General features: G+C 61.6%; 11 protein-coding genes and 1 riboswitch. Of the genes, 2 read left to right on the top strand and 9 right to left on the bottom strand.

What is annotated here, in order from left to right; genetic code table 11:
- Positions 1-310: 310 nt before the first annotated feature.
- From GGD57_RS15085 to clpP, 6 genes are all read right to left on the bottom strand, one after another.
- Positions 311-2,509, bottom strand: coding sequence for an esterase-like activity of phytase family protein (locus GGD57_RS15085; protein WP_184471026.1), 2,199 nt, complete (start codon positions 2,507-2,509; stop codon positions 311-313).
- A 93-nt stretch (positions 2,510-2,602) separates the two neighbouring features.
- Entirely contained in the window at positions 2,603-3,511 is a 909-nt protein-coding gene (locus GGD57_RS15080) for a DMT family transporter (RefSeq protein WP_432443362.1), read from the bottom strand.
- Positions 3,512-3,593: 82 nt separating this feature from the next.
- A riboswitch (FMN riboswitch) is annotated at positions 3,594-3,749 on the bottom strand.
- A gap of 140 nt (positions 3,750-3,889) precedes the next feature.
- A complete protein-coding gene (gene hupB / locus GGD57_RS15075; protein WP_003558438.1) occupies positions 3,890-4,165 on the bottom strand; it encodes a DNA-binding protein HupB in 276 nt (91 codons plus the stop codon).
- Positions 4,166-4,371: 206 nt separating this feature from the next.
- The gene (gene lon, locus GGD57_RS15070; protein ID WP_085736863.1) at positions 4,372-6,789 is read right to left on the bottom strand and encodes an endopeptidase La; all 2,418 of its coding nucleotides are present in this window, start codon (positions 6,787-6,789) and stop codon (positions 4,372-4,374) included.
- Positions 6,790-7,210: 421 nt separating this feature from the next.
- Positions 7,211-8,488 (bottom strand): ATP-dependent Clp protease ATP-binding subunit ClpX, encoded by a 1,278-nt coding sequence (gene clpX / locus GGD57_RS15065; protein ID WP_004680013.1) that lies wholly within the window; start codon positions 8,486-8,488, stop codon positions 7,211-7,213.
- 303 nt (positions 8,489-8,791) lie between these two features.
- A complete protein-coding gene (gene clpP, locus GGD57_RS15060; RefSeq protein ID WP_003573944.1) occupies positions 8,792-9,421 on the bottom strand; it encodes an ATP-dependent Clp endopeptidase proteolytic subunit ClpP in 630 nt (209 codons plus the stop codon).
- Positions 9,422-9,845: 424 nt separating this feature from the next.
- On the opposite strand from clpP, the gene GGD57_RS15055 reads away from it, so the two are divergent.
- A complete protein-coding gene (locus tag GGD57_RS15055; RefSeq protein WP_184471022.1) occupies positions 9,846-11,099 on the top strand; it encodes a diguanylate cyclase in 1,254 nt (417 codons plus the stop codon).
- A gap of 153 nt (positions 11,100-11,252) precedes the next feature.
- Positions 11,253-12,497, top strand: coding sequence for a cytochrome P450 (locus tag GGD57_RS15050; protein ID WP_184471020.1), 1,245 nt, complete (start codon positions 11,253-11,255; stop codon positions 12,495-12,497).
- Positions 12,498-12,512: 15 nt separating this feature from the next.
- Here GGD57_RS15050 and pstB read toward each other — a convergent pair whose 3' ends face one another.
- Genes pstB through pstC form a run of 3 tightly spaced genes read right to left on the bottom strand, consistent with a single transcriptional unit; the run spans position 12,513 to position 15,158 of the window.
- Positions 12,513-13,322 (bottom strand): phosphate ABC transporter ATP-binding protein PstB, encoded by an 810-nt coding sequence (gene pstB, locus GGD57_RS15045; RefSeq protein ID WP_432443364.1) that lies wholly within the window; start codon positions 13,320-13,322, stop codon positions 12,513-12,515.
- Positions 13,322-14,179 carry a phosphate ABC transporter permease PstA gene (pstA, locus tag GGD57_RS15040; protein WP_184471016.1) on the bottom strand — a complete coding sequence of 286 codons (858 nt, stop codon included), beginning with the start codon at positions 14,177-14,179 and terminating at the stop codon, positions 13,322-13,324. Before pstA ends, pstB begins: the two co-directional genes overlap by 1 nt.
- A 1-nt stretch (position 14,180) precedes the next feature.
- Entirely contained in the window at positions 14,181-15,158 is a 978-nt protein-coding gene (pstC, locus tag GGD57_RS15035; RefSeq protein WP_184471014.1) for a phosphate ABC transporter permease subunit PstC, read from the bottom strand.
- Positions 15,159-15,179: the final 21 nt, after the last annotated feature.

Below are 15,179 nucleotides of genomic sequence, written 5' to 3'. Positions count from 1 at the left end.
GTGGGGAAGTGTCGGTGCCAAACTCCATCCTCGTCGCGCCTGCACACTGTTGAAATTGCTCCAACATCTCGCCTCCTGCCAGTCGCGTCGTCCCAATCTCTGTCGTGCTCGGGCTTGCCCCGAGCATCCATGCCAAAGCACTCTGTTGCAAATTTCTTCAGCCGGACGCCTTCGCCTTTTTGCTGCGAATACAGGCGCCCTATGGATCCTCGGCAAGGCCGAGGACGAAGGAAGCGAGGGTTATTGCGGCATTCAAAGGAACAGGCCGGGCCTTCCCCCGGCCTGTTCTTTTTGTCCCCTCTACGGCGACTCAGTTCGTCGCGTTCAGCTCGACCGGGAAGAACAAAGTCTCGCCGGAGGAGTCGCTGACGCCGTCGTTGTCGGTGACGGCGTAAGGTTTGCCCGATGTGTCGAAGGTGAAGCCTTCGAGTTTGTCGAGCACATAGCCGTTGGTCGCACTCTTGAGTTCGCCGAGGAAGTCGTGGGCTTCGGTCTTTTTGACAACAGGCAGCTCGGTCCCGAGCTTGGCGGGCTTCAGCTCCGAGATCGCCACCTTATAGAGCTTCTTCAGCCTGGCGGCATCGCCGACGAGGTTGTCGCGCTCGATGATGTAGACGCTGTCGCCCTGAGCCGAGATTTCCGACAGGCCGACCCAGCCGCTTTCCGTCTTGTCGAGCGGATAGCGCACGGCACCCCATTCCTTCTTCTTCGGATTGTAGGAGGCGAGCTTGACGAAGCCCTTCTCATCATCGGCCCACTCGCGCTGAACCGCCATCCAGAGCGTCGCGTCGTCGCCGGTGCCGACAATGGTCACACCTTCGAAGCCGAAGCGGATTTCGTTGGCGGCGAGTTCTTTCGGCAGGGCGATCTCGGCCTTGATGTCGCCCTTGGCGTTGACGTTGTAGAGGGCGTGCGGGACGAGACGCTCGCTGTAGCCTTCAGATGCGAGCCAGAAGGAGCCGTCGGCGGCAACAGCGATGCCTTCGATGTCGAGCTTCTGGGCCGGGGCGCCGTCACGCTTGACGATGAGAGCGTCGGTGATGACCGCCGGCTTCTTGCTGGCGTCGATCGTATAGATCGTCGGCTGCGAGCCGAGAACGCTGTCGCTGACGGCGTAGAGCATGCCCGGCTTGCCCGGAACGGCGGCAAGGCCCGAAAGGGCTGCAAAGCCGATCGGGTTGCCGTCCTTGTCGGCGGAGACGATCTGCGGATAGGCCTTTTCACCCTCTCCGCGCTCATAAATCATGACATGCGAGCGGGCGCCGCCGTCCTTGCCGAGGTCGAGTTCGTTGGCTGTGGCGAAGAGATTGCGCGCGGGAATGGCGATCCCGCCTTCCGGCGAAATCCCCGACGGCAGAAGCTGCACGAGTTCGGGATCGGCGCCGGTATCCCTATAGACACCGACGACCGAGGCACGCTCGGCGAGCAGGAAGAAATATTGGTCGTCGCCGAACCTGGCGGCTTCGAGGCCTTCCGGCTCGACGCCCTTCGATCCCGATCGGCTTTCCGGATAGTGGCCGATATGGGCGACGGCGCGCTCGAAGGACGCGCCTGATTCGTAGAGAAGCTTGCCTGTCTTGTCGAATATGGTGAAGCTGCGCGAGCCGCCCTGGTAGTCGCCTTCATTGGCAACGACGAGGCGGTTATCATCAAGCCACTTCACCGCGTCGGGCTCGCGCGGAACGCCCTTCGATTCGCCGGTGAATTTCAGGGCGCCGTCACGCTTGGTGTCGATGCCGGAGAGATCGACGCTGCCGGCGGAGAAGTGCGTCTTCACCTCGGCCGTGTTGGCGTCGATGATGACGATCTCGTTGTTTTCCTGCAGCGTCAGTGCGATTTCGTTGAGACCGTTGAAGGCGACGAATTCCGGCTCCGGATCCTCCGGGGCGACGCCGGCAAGACCGGTCAGCGCCACGTGTTTGATGGTGCCGCAATCCACAGTGCCGTTCTTGAGCTGGAAGACGACGAGGTCGCCGGCCGGCATCTGCGGGATCTTGCCGTCATTGACCTCCTCGTCGCGCTCGTTTTCGATCGCAATAGTGCCGAGCGTCTTGTCCTTGTTGAGCGCGATCGAATCCGGCTGACCGCCGAGATCGCAGCTGTTTTCGATCGTCTTCGTCGCCACGTCGACGATCGAAAGGCGGCCCGAGGGCTTGGCCTCGCTTTCGGAGGTGTTGACGGCGACGAGCGCCTTGCCGGCGCTTGCGGTGACCGAGGTCGGCTCGCCATCCATCATCAGCGCGCCGCCGGCCTTCGGCGCCTTGGCGTCGGTAATGTCGATGAAGCCGATCGCGCCGAGCGGGCTGTCGCTATAGATCAGCGTGTTACCATCGTCGGTCGCGGTGATGATTTCGGCCGAGGTCGCCGAAAGCTTGTCCTTGTCCGCAGGCAGGTTCTCTGCGACCGGGAAAGAGGCGATGCGGTTGAAGACCGGTTCGGCCGCGGCCGGAAAGGCAACGGATGCGAGAAGCACGGCAGCGAGCGCTGCCTTGCGCGATGAAATTGTCATGGAAACCCCCAATGTCGAAAGATCGAACAGAGGTTTTTTGCGGGACTGCCATGACAGACACATGACAGCTGCGACATTTTGCAGCGGATCGCCTCAGCCAGCTTGCCTTTCCCGACGCATCTCGTTCCTCATGATGAACAGCGACGCGGAGAGAATAAGCGCGGCCCCCAGCCACAAATAGCCGGCCGGCGCGTAACCGAAGAACAGCCAGCCGGCGAGCACGTTCAGCGGCAGCTTCAGGTCGTCGAAGGGCTGCACATAGGCGGCGTCGGCACTGGCATAGGCAAGGGTCAGCAGATATTGCGCCACGACCGTCAGCAGGCCCGCCAGCAGGAAAAGCGCAAGCGTTGCGCCCGTCGGCACGGCAAAACCCGCCGCAAGCGCCAGCCCGCCGTTTATCGGCGTCAGCAGCACCAGCAGCCAGACGGTGATCGTCTCCGGCTTCTCGATGCCGGTGAGGTTCTTGGTGATCAGCGACGACGCGCCCCAGAGCAGCGCCGAGAGAACGGGCAACAGCGCCGACCAGGAGAAGCTGTCCGACCAGGGCTGCAGGATGATCATTGCTCCGGCAAAACCGACACCGGTCGCCGTCCAGCGGGCGGGACCGACGCGTTCGCCGAGGAAAAGCCGGGCACCGAGAATGATGAAGAAGGGCGAGGTCATGACGAGGGCGATCGCCTGCCAGATCGGAACCGTAGCGAGGCCGGACACCCAGGCCTCGACGCCGAGCGCAGCGAAGACCACCCGCACGACATGCCGCCACGGGTAATCGGTACGCATGGCGGAAAGGCCGACCTTGCGCAGGAAGGGCAAGGAGAAAAGGAAGGCGAAGCCGTATTGCCAGAAGGCCGCAGAGGCCGGGGGAAAGGCGAGCTTCATGGTCAGCCATTGGGTGACGACGTTAAGGAGCGAGAAGGCCACACCTCCAAGCACCATGAAAGCGGCGCCGGCAAAGGCGCGGGACTGCGAGGCTGCAAGGGATTTCTGATTCATGCTCTTCATCCGCAACTAGGGACCAACATAAATCAGGACGCATGAGGCGACGGCACACAATGCCGGCAGTCCCCTGCCCGCACGCGGCCATGCTCATTCTCTTCCATCCGGACTTTAACCGTCGGCTCCGGAATCGCACCGGATCTGCTGACCCTTCCCCCGCATGGGCGCGGAAGCAGGCGCTCGCGGGCTTGGGCCGAGACCCTCTACCGCCGGTGGGGAGTTTCACCCCGCCCTGAGAATAGAAATCTCGTAGATCAAAGCCGGCGCGACGGCAAGACCTACCGAAGTAAAGCGTCTGCCAAGCAAAAAGGGGTCCGGCAAAGCCGAACCCCTCTAAAAATCCTGCACAGCCGGTCTCGTTTACGGCTGGCGGATAATCTTAAATCAGCCGTTGACGGCGTCCTTCAGGCCCTTGCCGGGCGTGAACTTCGGCACGTTGCGAGCCGGAATGTCGACTTCAGCACCCGTCGACGGGTTGCGGCCCTTCGTTGCGGCGCGATGAGAAACGGTGAAGCTGCCGAAACCCGCGAGGCGGATGTCGCCCTTGTTCTTGAGTTCAGCCTGGACAACGTCAAAAACCGCGTCAACAGCGGAAGCCGCGTCAGACTTCGTCAGTCCTGCCTTTTCGGCGACTGCGGACACGAGTTCATTCTTGTTCATGTTTCCACCCCTTTCTAAATGGTATGAAACGACTCAATAGTAAGCTAGGCGCCGAATAGGTTTCATCAGGCCCGCCGGGAACCCAAAAGCCCTGCAAATCAAGGAAAAGCAAGCGTCTCCATGACGTTTTCACAAAAAAGGCTGGCGAAAACGCCAGCCTTTTTTCGTGTTTTGCTCCAATGGGGCATAAATGTGGCCCAGGCCATTCAATGCGCTATGGTTGCGCCTGTCTCATCAAGGCCTTCGACCGATGTGATGACAGGCGTTTCCACCGTGCCGTCCCATTCGATCGGCTCCGGGCGCCGGATCAGCGCATGCTTGATCACCTCGCCCATGCGGGAGACCGGGATGATCTCCATGCTGTTCTTCACGTTATCGGGAATCTCCGCCAGGTCCTTGGCGTTTTCTTCCGGAATCAGCACCTTCTTGATGCCGCCGCGAAGCGCTGCGAGCAGCTTTTCCTTGAGACCGCCGATCGGCAGCACCCGGCCGCGAAGGGTGATTTCACCGGTCATGGCCACATGCCTGTTCACCGGGATACCGGTCATGATCGAGACGATCGCAGTCGCCATGGCGACACCGGCCGAGGGGCCATCCTTCGGTGTTGCGCCTTCCGGCACGTGCACGTGGATGTCGCTCTTGTCGAAGCGCGGCGGCTCGATGCCGAAATCGACAGCGCGCGAGCGGACATAGGAGGCCGCCGCCGAGATCGATTCCTTCATGACGTCCTTCAGATTGCCGGTGACCGTCATGCGGCCCTTGCCCGGCATCATCACGCCTTCGATGGTCAGCAGCTCGCCGCCGACTTCCGTCCAGGCAAGACCGGTGACAACGCCGACCTGATCCTCGCCCTCGGCTTCGCCGTGGCGGAAGCGCGGAACGCCCAGATAGTCGGAGATGTTGGCGGCCGTCACGTGAACGGACTTCGTCTTGCCCTTGATGATCTCGGTGACCGCCTTGCGGGCGAGTTTCATCAGTTCGCGTTCGAAGCTGCGCACACCGGCTTCACGGGTGTACTGCTGGCTGATCGCCATCAGGGCGTCGTCGCTGACCGAGAATTCTTCCGGCTGCAACGCATGTTCCTTGATGGCCTTCGGCAGCAGATGCCGCTTGGCGATCTCGCGCTTTTCGTCTTCGGTGTAGCCGGCGATACGGATGATTTCCATGCGGTCCATCAGGGGCGCCGGAATATTCAGCGTATTCGCCGTCGTGATGAACATCACGTCCGACAGGTCGTATTCGACTTCCAGATAGTGGTCCATGAAGGTCGAGTTCTGAGCCGGATCGAGCACCTCGAGCAGGGCCGAAGACGGGTCGCCACGATAATCCTGGCCGAGCTTGTCGATCTCGTCGAGCAGGAAGAGCGGGTTGGACTTCTTCGCCTTCTTCATCGACTGGATGACCTTGCCGGGCATCGAGCCGATATAGGTGCGGCGGTGACCGCGGATTTCGGCTTCGTCGCGAACGCCGCCAAGCGCCATGCGGACGTACTCACGGCCGGTCGCCTTGGCAATCGACTGGGCGAGCGAGGTCTTGCCGACGCCCGGAGGGCCGACGAGGCACAGGATCGGACCCTTGATCTTGGTGGCGCGGGCCTGCACAGCCAGATATTCGACGATGCGCTCCTTGACCTTGTCGAGACCGAAGTGATCGGCTTCGAGGATCTTCTCGGCATTGTTGAGATCGGCCTTGATCTTCGACTTCTTGCCCCAGGGAATACCGAGCAGCCAGTCCAGATAATTACGCACGACGGTGGCTTCAGCCGACATCGGGCTCATTTGGCGCAGCTTCTTCAGCTCGGCATCGGCCTTTTCACGGGCCTCCTTGGAGAGCTTGGTCTTGGCGATGCGCTCTTCCAGTTCGCTCATCTCGTCGCGGCCTTCCTCGCCGTCGCCGAGTTCCTTCTGGATCGCCTTCATCTGTTCGTTCAGGTAGTACTCGCGCTGGGTCTTCTCCATCTGGCGCTTGACGCGCGAGCGGATGCGCTTTTCGACCTGCAGGACCGAGATCTCGCCTTCCATGAAGCCGAGGGCCTTTTCCAAGCGAGCCTTGACGCTGGTGGTTTCCAGCATCTCCTGCTTCTCGGTGATCTTGATCGACAGATGCGAGGCGACCGTATCGGCGAGCTTGGAATAGTCGTCGATCTGGCTGGCAGCACCGACCACTTCAGGCGAAATCTTCTTGTTGAGCTTCACATAGCTCTCGAATTCGGAGACGACCGAACGCGACAAGGCTTCCAGTTCGACCGGATCGTCATGCGGCTCCTCGAGCACATGGCCGAGCGCCTCATAGAAATCCTCACGGCTGGTATAGGTGTCGATCTCGGCGCGGGCGCGGCCTTCGACCAGAACCTTGACGGTGCCGTCGGGCAGCTTCAGGAGCTGCAACACGTTCGCCACGGTGCCGACACTGTGGATCGCGGAAGGATCCGGATCGTCGTCACTGGCGTTGATCTGCGTCACCAGCATGATCTGCTTGTCGGAGCCCATGACCTCTTCGAGCGCACGGATCGACTTTTCCCGTCCGACGAACAGCGGCACGATCATATGCGGGAAAACCACGATGTCGCGCAAGGGCAGAACAGGATAGGCAGTACTGCTCGCTACAGACGTTTTCTTTGTCATTTTAAGTCCTTTCCATCGTCCCGTTGCCGGGCTCTCTGCACGGCCGCTTGGGACCGGCCGGCACTCTCACTTGGTTCTACAAGTGGAGGTCCTGACTACGCTTTTCAAGCCACGCTAACGCCCGCGTTCCCCGGATGTGACAGCTTTGTTACAACGGAACGCCAACACTATGAAACGCGTGGCTGGACCGGCGCTTACCACTTCCGACCCGGCTAAAATACAAACACCACCAATAGGCCTACGGAATCACCGCATCATTGCCAAGCACTCTACCTTACGCAACATCGGCCCTTGCGAAACATCGGCAAAGTCAATTTCGGTCCCACCGGCAAAATACTAACAGCGCCTTGGATGGTTTTTCAAATAGAAAGGGGCTCGCCTATGGCAAGCCCCTCAAAATAATCGTGCGAAAGTCTCAAGGTCACGCCGAGGCGTTGGCCTTTTCTTCCTGACGATCGGCATAGATGTAAAGCGGACGGGCCGAACCGCGTACCACTTCCTCGGAGATGACTACTTCGCGCACGCCTTCCAGCGTCGGCAGTTCGAACATCGTATCGAGCAGGATCTTCTCCATGATCGAGCGAAGGCCGCGGGCGCCGGTCTTGCGGACGATCGCCTTGCGGGCGATTTCGCGCAACGCATCCTCGTGGAAGGTCAGTTCGACGTCTTCCATCTCGAACAGACGCTGATACTGCTTGATCAGCGCATTCTTCGGCTCCGACAGGATCTGGATCAGCGCATCCTCGTCGAGATCCTCGAGCGTCGCCAGAACCGGCAGACGGCCGATGAATTCGGGGATGAGGCCGAACTTGACCAGGTCTTCCGGCTCCAGTTCGCGCAGGACTTCGCCGACGCGGCGGTCGTCCTGGGCCTTGACGGTGGCGCCGAAGCCGATCGACGTCTTTTCGCCGCGGGCGGAGATGATCTTGTCAAGACCGGCGAAGGCACCGCCGCAGATGAACAGGATGTTCGTCGTGTCGACCTGCAGGAATTCCTGCTGCGGGTGCTTGCGGCCGCCCTGCGGCGGAACGGAGGCAACCGTGCCTTCCATGATCTTCAAGAGCGCCTGCTGCACGCCCTCGCCCGAGACGTCGCGAGTGATCGACGGGTTGTCGGACTTGCGCGAAATCTTGTCGACTTCGTCGATGTAGACGATGCCGCGCTGGGCACGCTCGACATTGTAGTCGGCCGCCTGCAGGAGCTTCAGGATGATGTTTTCGACATCTTCACCGACGTAACCGGCCTCGGTCAGTGTCGTCGCATCGGCCATGGTGAAGGGAACGTCGATGATGCGGGCGAGCGTCTGGGCAAGATAGGTCTTGCCGCAGCCTGTCGGGCCGACGAGCATGATGTTCGACTTGGCCAGCTCGACTTCGCCGTTCTTGGAGGCGTGCGCCAGGCGCTTGTAATGGTTGTGAACGGCGACCGACAGGATCTTCTTCGCCTGCCGCTGGCCGATGACGTATTCGTCGAGGACCTTGATGATGTCCTGGGGCGTCGGAACGCCGTCGCGGGACTTGACCATCGAGGACTTGTTCTCCTCGCGGATGATGTCCATGCACAATTCGACGCATTCATCGCAGATGAAGACGGTCGGTCCGGCAATCAGTTTCCGGACTTCGTGCTGGCTCTTTCCGCAGAACGAACAATAAAGCGTGTTCTTGGAGTCGCCGCCGTTGCTGCCGCTGACCTTGCTCATATCACTTTCCTTCCAGCACGCCGCATTTCAAGGCGAAATCGCGGTCCACTCTATCAGCTCCTGGCGGCACTCCGTTTCCGGAGCCTTTGCCGAGAAGGGCTTCAGGGGCTACGAACCGGTTCCCAATCAATCATGTCCGGGTTCCGGCGGCAACGAATTCCCCTTCGAATGCCGAATGCTATGTCATAAAAATTCAACATAGCATTAATAGTTACTATTAGCGTCTTCGTCGCCAGTTGAAAGCCTTGTTCGATCACAAATGAGATAGAACTGTGGCGACGAAAACACCATCCCAATTAATTACTAGGCCTGTTCGCCTTCCATTTCGAGGCGCGACGTCAGAACCTTGTCGATGACGCCCCAGCCCTGGGCTTCGTCCGCATCCATGAAATGGTCACGATCGAGCGTCTTTTCAACTTCCTCATAGGTACGGCCGGTGTGCTTGACATAGACCTCGTTGAGGCGGCGCTTCATCTTGAGGATGTCGCGGGCGTGGCGCTCGATGTCCGAAGCTTGGCCCTGGAAGCCGCCCGAGGGCTGATGCACCATGATGCGGGAATTCGGGGTGGCGAAGCGCATGTCCTTGTGGCCGGCGGCCAGAAGCAGCGAGCCCATGGAGGCGGCCTGGCCGATGCAGAGCGTCGAAACCGCGGGCTTGATGAACTGCATCGTGTCGTAGATCGCCATGCCGGCGGTGACGACGCCGCCCGGCGAATTGATGTAGAGGGCGATTTCCTTCTTCGGGTTTTCGGCCTCGAGAAAGAGAAGCTGGGCGCAGACGAGCGTCGCCATGTGGTCTTCGACGGCACCCGTCAGGAAGATGATGCGTTCCTTCAACAGGCGGGAATAGATGTCGTAGGAGCGTTCACCGCGGTTGGTCTGTTCCACGACCATCGGCACGAGGGCCATTGCGGTATCGACTGGGTTTCTCATGTGCGTCCTTTGTCAACGTCTCGCCGGCCGGCGCCGGGAATCAAAGAAAATGTCTTATCCCTACATAGAGTGTCCCGGCCCTCCTCTTCAAGACACGCATTGGGATAACATTAAGAAGGCGGGGCAAGGCGGCCGTTCGGAGCCTCTTTCTCCCAAACGCCCGCCGACGGCGAGCCCTAGGCGCCGCCTCCCCCGGCTTTTCTCCGCGACAGGATGAAGGAAGCCTTACTCCATTCGACGATGCTCACACACGTTTACCCGACGGAAAGCCTACCGGCAGATATCGGCCGAAAACCATGCCGCAGTGCGGCAACATTAAGGAAGTGGCGAACTTCCTCGGCAAGGATGCGACCCAACAGACAGGTCTAATCAGGGCCGACAGACAAAGGCCCAACAGGGGGCCGACGGGCAAGGGGTTGCTGCCGTGTTCAATATCGCTACAGGTCTCGCCATCTGGTGTTCGGAGGCCATGACGCTCGCTTTGGTGCTGTTCGTCGCCTGGCGCCACAATGTCCGGAACGAGGCCTATCTCTATTGGGGCCTCGGCTTCCTTTTGACCGGCATCGGCTTTGCGATGATCGCGCTGCGCGGCCAGGTGCCGAGCGTGCTGTCCATAGAGATCGGCAATGCCATTGCCCTGCTCGGCCAGAGCGCCTGGGTGGCAGGTTTTCTGGCGCTCGACCGCAAGCGGATCGAATGGTGGGCGCTGCTGCCGCCGGCAATCTGGCTGGCCGGTGTCTTCCTGCCCTGGGTCAACAACGACTATTCAAACCGGGTGGTGCTCTACAACCTCGCTTCGGCGACGGGTGCGACGGCGCTGGCGCTCGCTGTCGCCGCCGGCGACATGCGCCGTGAGCGCACGCGGATCAAGCTGATGGGCGTGTTCGTCATCCAGGGCTGCCTGTGCTTCGGCTCGGCGCTGACGATGGCGCTGACCCTGCCGAGCGATATCGAGGCAACCAATCTCGGCGGCGCCTCCGCCATGGCAAGCGCCTTCCTGCTGACCATTGCCTTCGCCTTCACCTGCCGGCTGATCATGGAACGCTCCGAACGGCACCTGCGCGCCCTCACCCTGACCGATTCGCTGACGGGCGTCCTCAACCGCCGCGGTCTGCTCGGCTATTTCGGCGCCATCCAGGAAAAAGCCCATGACGACCAGCGCCAGGTCGCGGTGATGCTCTTCGATCTCGACCATTTCAAGCGCGTCAACGACCGTTTCGGCCACCAGTCCGGCGATGCCGTGCTGACCGCCTTCGCGCGGATGGCCCGCCAGTATATTCCGAACAACATCTTCGGCCGTATGGGCGGCGAAGAATTCGCAGCCTTTGCCGCCGTCGCCGACCAGACGGAAGCCGAGGCGATCGCCGAAGCGATCCGCACCGAATTCTGCCGTCTTCCCATCAGCACCGGCGAGGCGATCGTTCCGGCGACCGTCAGCATCGGCATCGCGCTCGCGGCCTCGATCGACGCCAATATCGACAAGCTGATCTCGGCTGCCGACCGGGCGCTCTATGCGGCGAAGGCCGCCGGCCGCAATTGTACGGTCACCTTCGGCGAAGCCGAGGCCGCAGCACCGGCGCCGGCCACGCCGAGCAGCACCGCCGGCGAACTCGTGCCGACGGTCGACGATCAGGTCGAGGCTTTGCGGCGCATGGGCACGCTGTCGCGCGCCGGCTAACTCAAGATTCCGGAAACCGGAATCGATTCTCGGGGTTGTGAGCAAATCTTCAAGTGATGAAGCATCCGACCGCGCGAGCCTTGGACGTGCGGTCGAGAACGCCCCTGCCCCGACATCTTTTCGAGGCCCGGCAAATCCGCTAAGCCTCGGGGCATGATGATACCGCCCTTTCTTTCGATCGACCCTGCCCGCCGCCACGTCTCGCTGGACGCCCGCAATCCGGGCTTCTACAGCAATCCGAATGCCGTCTATGCCGCGCTTCACGCCCATTGCCCGACATTCTACTGGAGCGAGCAGAAGCAGTGGTTCTTCAGCGGCTACGACCATGTGAACGGACTGCTGCGCGACCGCCGCTTCGGCCGGCAGATCCTGCATATCGCCAGCCGCGAGGAACTCGGCCTTGCCGAGCCGATGCCGCATCTTGCCAGTTTCGACCTCTCGGAGCGTTATTCCCTGCTCGAACTCGAACCGCCGGAGCACACGCGGCTGCGCACGCTCGTCAACCGCGCCTTCGTCTCGCGCCATGTCGAGAAGATGAAACCCGAGCTTGCCGAACTCGCCAACCGGCTGATCGACGGCTTCGCGGAGAAGGGCGAGGTCGAGCTGCTCTCGGCCTTTGCCGACATCATCCCGGTGACGATGATCGCCCGGATGATCGGCATTCCCGAGGAGATGGGACCGCAACTGCTCGCCTGGTCGCACGCCTATGTCCGTATGTACATGTTCAGCCGCACGCGCGAACAGGAGGACGAGGCCGAACGGGCGGCGAAGGAATTTTCCGACTATGTCAGGACTGTGATCGCAGAGCGCCGCGCCGAGCCGCGCGACGACCTGCTGACCCACATGATCCACACCGAGCACAAGGGCCAGTATCTGAGCGAGGAGGAGCTGATCTCGACGACGATCGTGCTGCTCAACGCCGGGCATGAGGCGACCGTGCACCAGATCGGCAATTCGGTGCGCACCATCCTCGACAGCGGCTCGGATCCGGCGGAACTCTTCCGCGACGAAGCAGCGACGGAGCGCACCGTCGAGGAAACCTTGCGCATCTGCGCGCCGGTCCACATCTTCCAGCGCTGGGCACTCGAGCCGGCCGAAATCGATGGCGTCTCCTTCCAGCGCGGAGACAAGGTCAGCCTCGTTCTCGCCGCCGCCAATCTCGACCCGGCGAAATTCACCGATCCCCTCACCTTCCGCCCCGACCGCAACGAGGCAGCCAACCTCTCCTTCGGCGCCGGCATCCATTTCTGCATCGGCGCACCGCTGGCACGGCTGGAACTCAACGTCGTGCTGCCGATCCTGTTTGCAAGGCTTGCCGGCCTGAGGCTGGCAAAGACGCCCGTGGTCAAGGACGTCTACCATTTCCACGGGCTCGACCGGCTGGATCTGCAGTGGTGATCCCGGGATCGCAGGTCAGCCGTAACGGCCGGTGATGTAGTCCTCGGTGCGCTTGACCTTCGGCGACTGGAAGATCTGCGCGGTCGGGCCGTATTCGATCAGCTCCCCGAGATACATGAAGGCGGTATTGTCGGAGATGCGGCTTGCCTGCTGCATATTGTGGGTGACGATGACGATCGTGAATTCGGCCTTCAGCTGCGCGACCAGCTCTTCCACCTTGGCGGTCGAGATCGGATCGAGGGCCGAGGTCGGCTCGTCGAGAAGCAGGACCTCCGGGCGCAGCGCCACGCCGCGGGCAATGCAGAGACGCTGCTGCTGACCGCCGGAAAGGCCGAGGCCGCTGCCCTTCAGCTTGTCCTTGACCTCATCCCAGAGGGCGGCCTGACGCAGCGCCTGCTCGACGCGGACGTCCATCTCGGCCTTGCTGAGGCGCTCGTGATGGCGAATGCCATAGGCGATGTTGTCGTAGATCGACATCGGGAACGGCACCGGCTTCTGGAACACCATGCCGACGCGGGCGCGCAGCTCGTTCATCGAAAAGCCGGGGTCGAGGATGTTCTTGCCGTCGAGCTTGATCGAGCCGGTGGCGCGCATCTTCGGATAGAGCATGTAGATGCGGTTGAGGATGCGCAGCAGCGTGGACTTGCCGCAGCCGGACGGGCCGATCAGGGCCGAGACCTGGCGCTCGGGAAAGTTCAGGCTCACATCCTTGATCGCATGGGCGTCGCCGTAATAGAAATTGACCTTCTCCAGCGCGATCTTGTCTTTGGCCAGGTGTTTTTCCGTCCTGCCGGCGGCATCGAATGTGTCTGCGGACTGAAGCATCATTTCCCACCTTTTCGGTTCAGGACGGAGCGCGAGACGACGCTCAGGATCAAAACGACGGCGGTCATCACGAAGGCACCGGCCCAGGCGAGATTCTGCCATTGCTCATAGGGGCTCATAGCGAACTGGAAGATGACGACGGGAATGTTCGCCATCGGCTGCGACATATCCAGGCTCCAATACTGGTTGTTCAGAGCGGTGAAGAGCAGCGGCGCGGTTTCGCCGGAAATGCGGGCGATCGCCAGCAGGATACCGGTCAGAATGCCGGTGGAAGCGGCGCGATAAAGCACGTTGACCGTCACCTTCCAGCGCGGGATGCCGAGCGACAGTGCCGCCTCGCGCATGACATCGGGAACCAGCCGCAGCATCTCGTCGGTCGTGCGCACGACGACCGGCAGGAAGATGAAGGCAAGCGCGATGCCGCCGGCAAAGCCGGAGAAGCGTGACGTCGGGCGCACGACCAGCTCGTAGACGAACAGGCCGATGATGATCGACGGTGCGGAAAGCAGGATATCGTTGACGAAGCGGATGGCCTCGCCAAGCTTTTTGCCGCGACTGAACTCCGACAGATAGGTGCCGGGGAGCACGCCGATCGGCGTGCCGATGACGACGGCCAGCACCACCATCAGCAGGCTGCCGATGAAGGCGTTGGCGAGGCCGCCGCCGTCTTCGCCGGGCGGCGGCGTCATTTCGGTGATGAGACTGGGGCTGAGCGCGGACAGGCCGCGTATCAGCGTCGTCCACAGGATCCAGACCAGAAAGATGAGGCCGACCACGGTCGCGAAGCCGCAAAGCGTCAGCGCGATTGCGCTGCGGATCTGGCGGCGGCGGTAGAGGGAACCGGAATAGCTGGCCATATTACTCCCCTCTCTGCTTTGCCATGCGCACCAGCATGAGCTTGGCGGCCGCCAGAACGATGAAGGTGACGACAAAGAGGATGAGGCCGAGAGCTGCCAGCGACGACCGGTAGAGATCGTCCGAAGCCTCGGCGAACTCGTTGGCGAGTGTGGCGGCAATCGACGTGCCGGGCTCCATCAGCGACACGGCGATATTGTGGGTGTTGCCGAGCACGAAGGTCACCGCCATCGTCTCGCCGAGCGCGCGGCCGAGACCGAGGAAGATGCCGCCGACGACGGCGGTGCGGGTATGCGGGATGACGATGTCGCGCACCACTTCCCACCGGGTCGAACCCAGCGCATAGGCCGATTCCTTCAGCTGCGCGGGGACGACCAGGAAGACGTCGCGCATGACCGAGGAGATGAAGGGGATGATCATGATCGCCAGCACGATGCCCGACGTCAGCATGCCGATGCCGAGCGGAGCGCCTGAGAACAGCGCGCCGATTATCGGGATCGGGCCCAGCCAGTCGATCAGCACCGGCTGGACGTAATCCGACATGAAGGGGGCGAAGGTGAACAGACCCCACATGCCGTAAATGATCGACGGGATGCCGGCGAGAAGCTCGACGGCGCCGCCGATCGGGCCGCGAACGGAGCGCGGCGCGACTTCGGTAATGAACACGGCGATGCCGAGGCTGACGGGAACGCCGATGAGCATGGCGAGCGCCGAGGTGACCAGCGTGCCGTAGATCGGCACGAGCCCGGCAAACTGCCCGGCAACCGGATCCCATTCCGTGCCGGTGAGGAAACCGAGGCCGAAGGTCCGGAACGCCTGAAACCCGCTCACGGCCATGGAAATCGCCGCTGCCAGCAATGCCGCCAGAACGAACAGGCCGCAGCCCAAAACTATCCAATAGAAAATACGATCGCCGGTCGCACCATCGCGACGCTTCACGCCCGCTCCGGAGGCGGGCAGCGATGCCAATGCTTCGCTCATATCAATAGGCTCGACTGCTTT

Origin of the sequence: Rhizobium esperanzae (assembly GCF_014197615.1) — a bacterium.
GTDB classification, from domain to species: domain Bacteria; phylum Pseudomonadota; class Alphaproteobacteria; order Rhizobiales; family Rhizobiaceae; genus Rhizobium; species Rhizobium esperanzae_A.
This window is presented reverse-complemented; position numbering and strand designations above follow the sequence as displayed.

What these genes read in the sequence shown, in the direction of transcription:
- GGD57_RS15085 (WP_184471026.1), bottom strand. Translation starts at nt 2,509, where the DNA reads ATGACAATTTCATCGCGCAAGGCAGCGCTCGCTGCCGTGCTTCTCGCA.
- GGD57_RS15080 (WP_432443362.1), bottom strand. Translation starts at nt 3,511, where the DNA reads ATGAAGAGCATGAATCAGAAATCCCTTGCAGCCTCGCAGTCCCGCGCC.
- hupB (WP_003558438.1), bottom strand. Translation starts at nt 4,165, where the DNA reads ATGAACAAGAATGAACTCGTGTCCGCAGTCGCCGAAAAGGCAGGACTG.
- lon (WP_085736863.1), bottom strand. Translation starts at nt 6,789, where the DNA reads ATGACAAAGAAAACGTCTGTAGCGAGCAGTACTGCCTATCCTGTTCTG.
- clpX (WP_004680013.1), bottom strand. Translation starts at nt 8,488, where the DNA reads ATGAGCAAGGTCAGCGGCAGCAACGGCGGCGACTCCAAGAACACGCTT.
- clpP (WP_003573944.1), bottom strand. Translation starts at nt 9,421, where the DNA reads ATGAGAAACCCAGTCGATACCGCAATGGCCCTCGTGCCGATGGTCGTG.
- GGD57_RS15050 (WP_184471020.1), top strand. Translation starts at nt 11,253, where the DNA reads ATGATGATACCGCCCTTTCTTTCGATCGACCCTGCCCGCCGCCACGTC.
- pstB (WP_432443364.1), bottom strand. Translation starts at nt 13,322, where the DNA reads ATGCTTCAGTCCGCAGACACATTCGATGCCGCCGGCAGGACGGAAAAA.
- pstA (WP_184471016.1), bottom strand. Translation starts at nt 14,179, where the DNA reads ATGGCCAGCTATTCCGGTTCCCTCTACCGCCGCCGCCAGATCCGCAGC.
- pstC (WP_184471014.1), bottom strand. Translation starts at nt 15,158, where the DNA reads ATGAGCGAAGCATTGGCATCGCTGCCCGCCTCCGGAGCGGGCGTGAAG.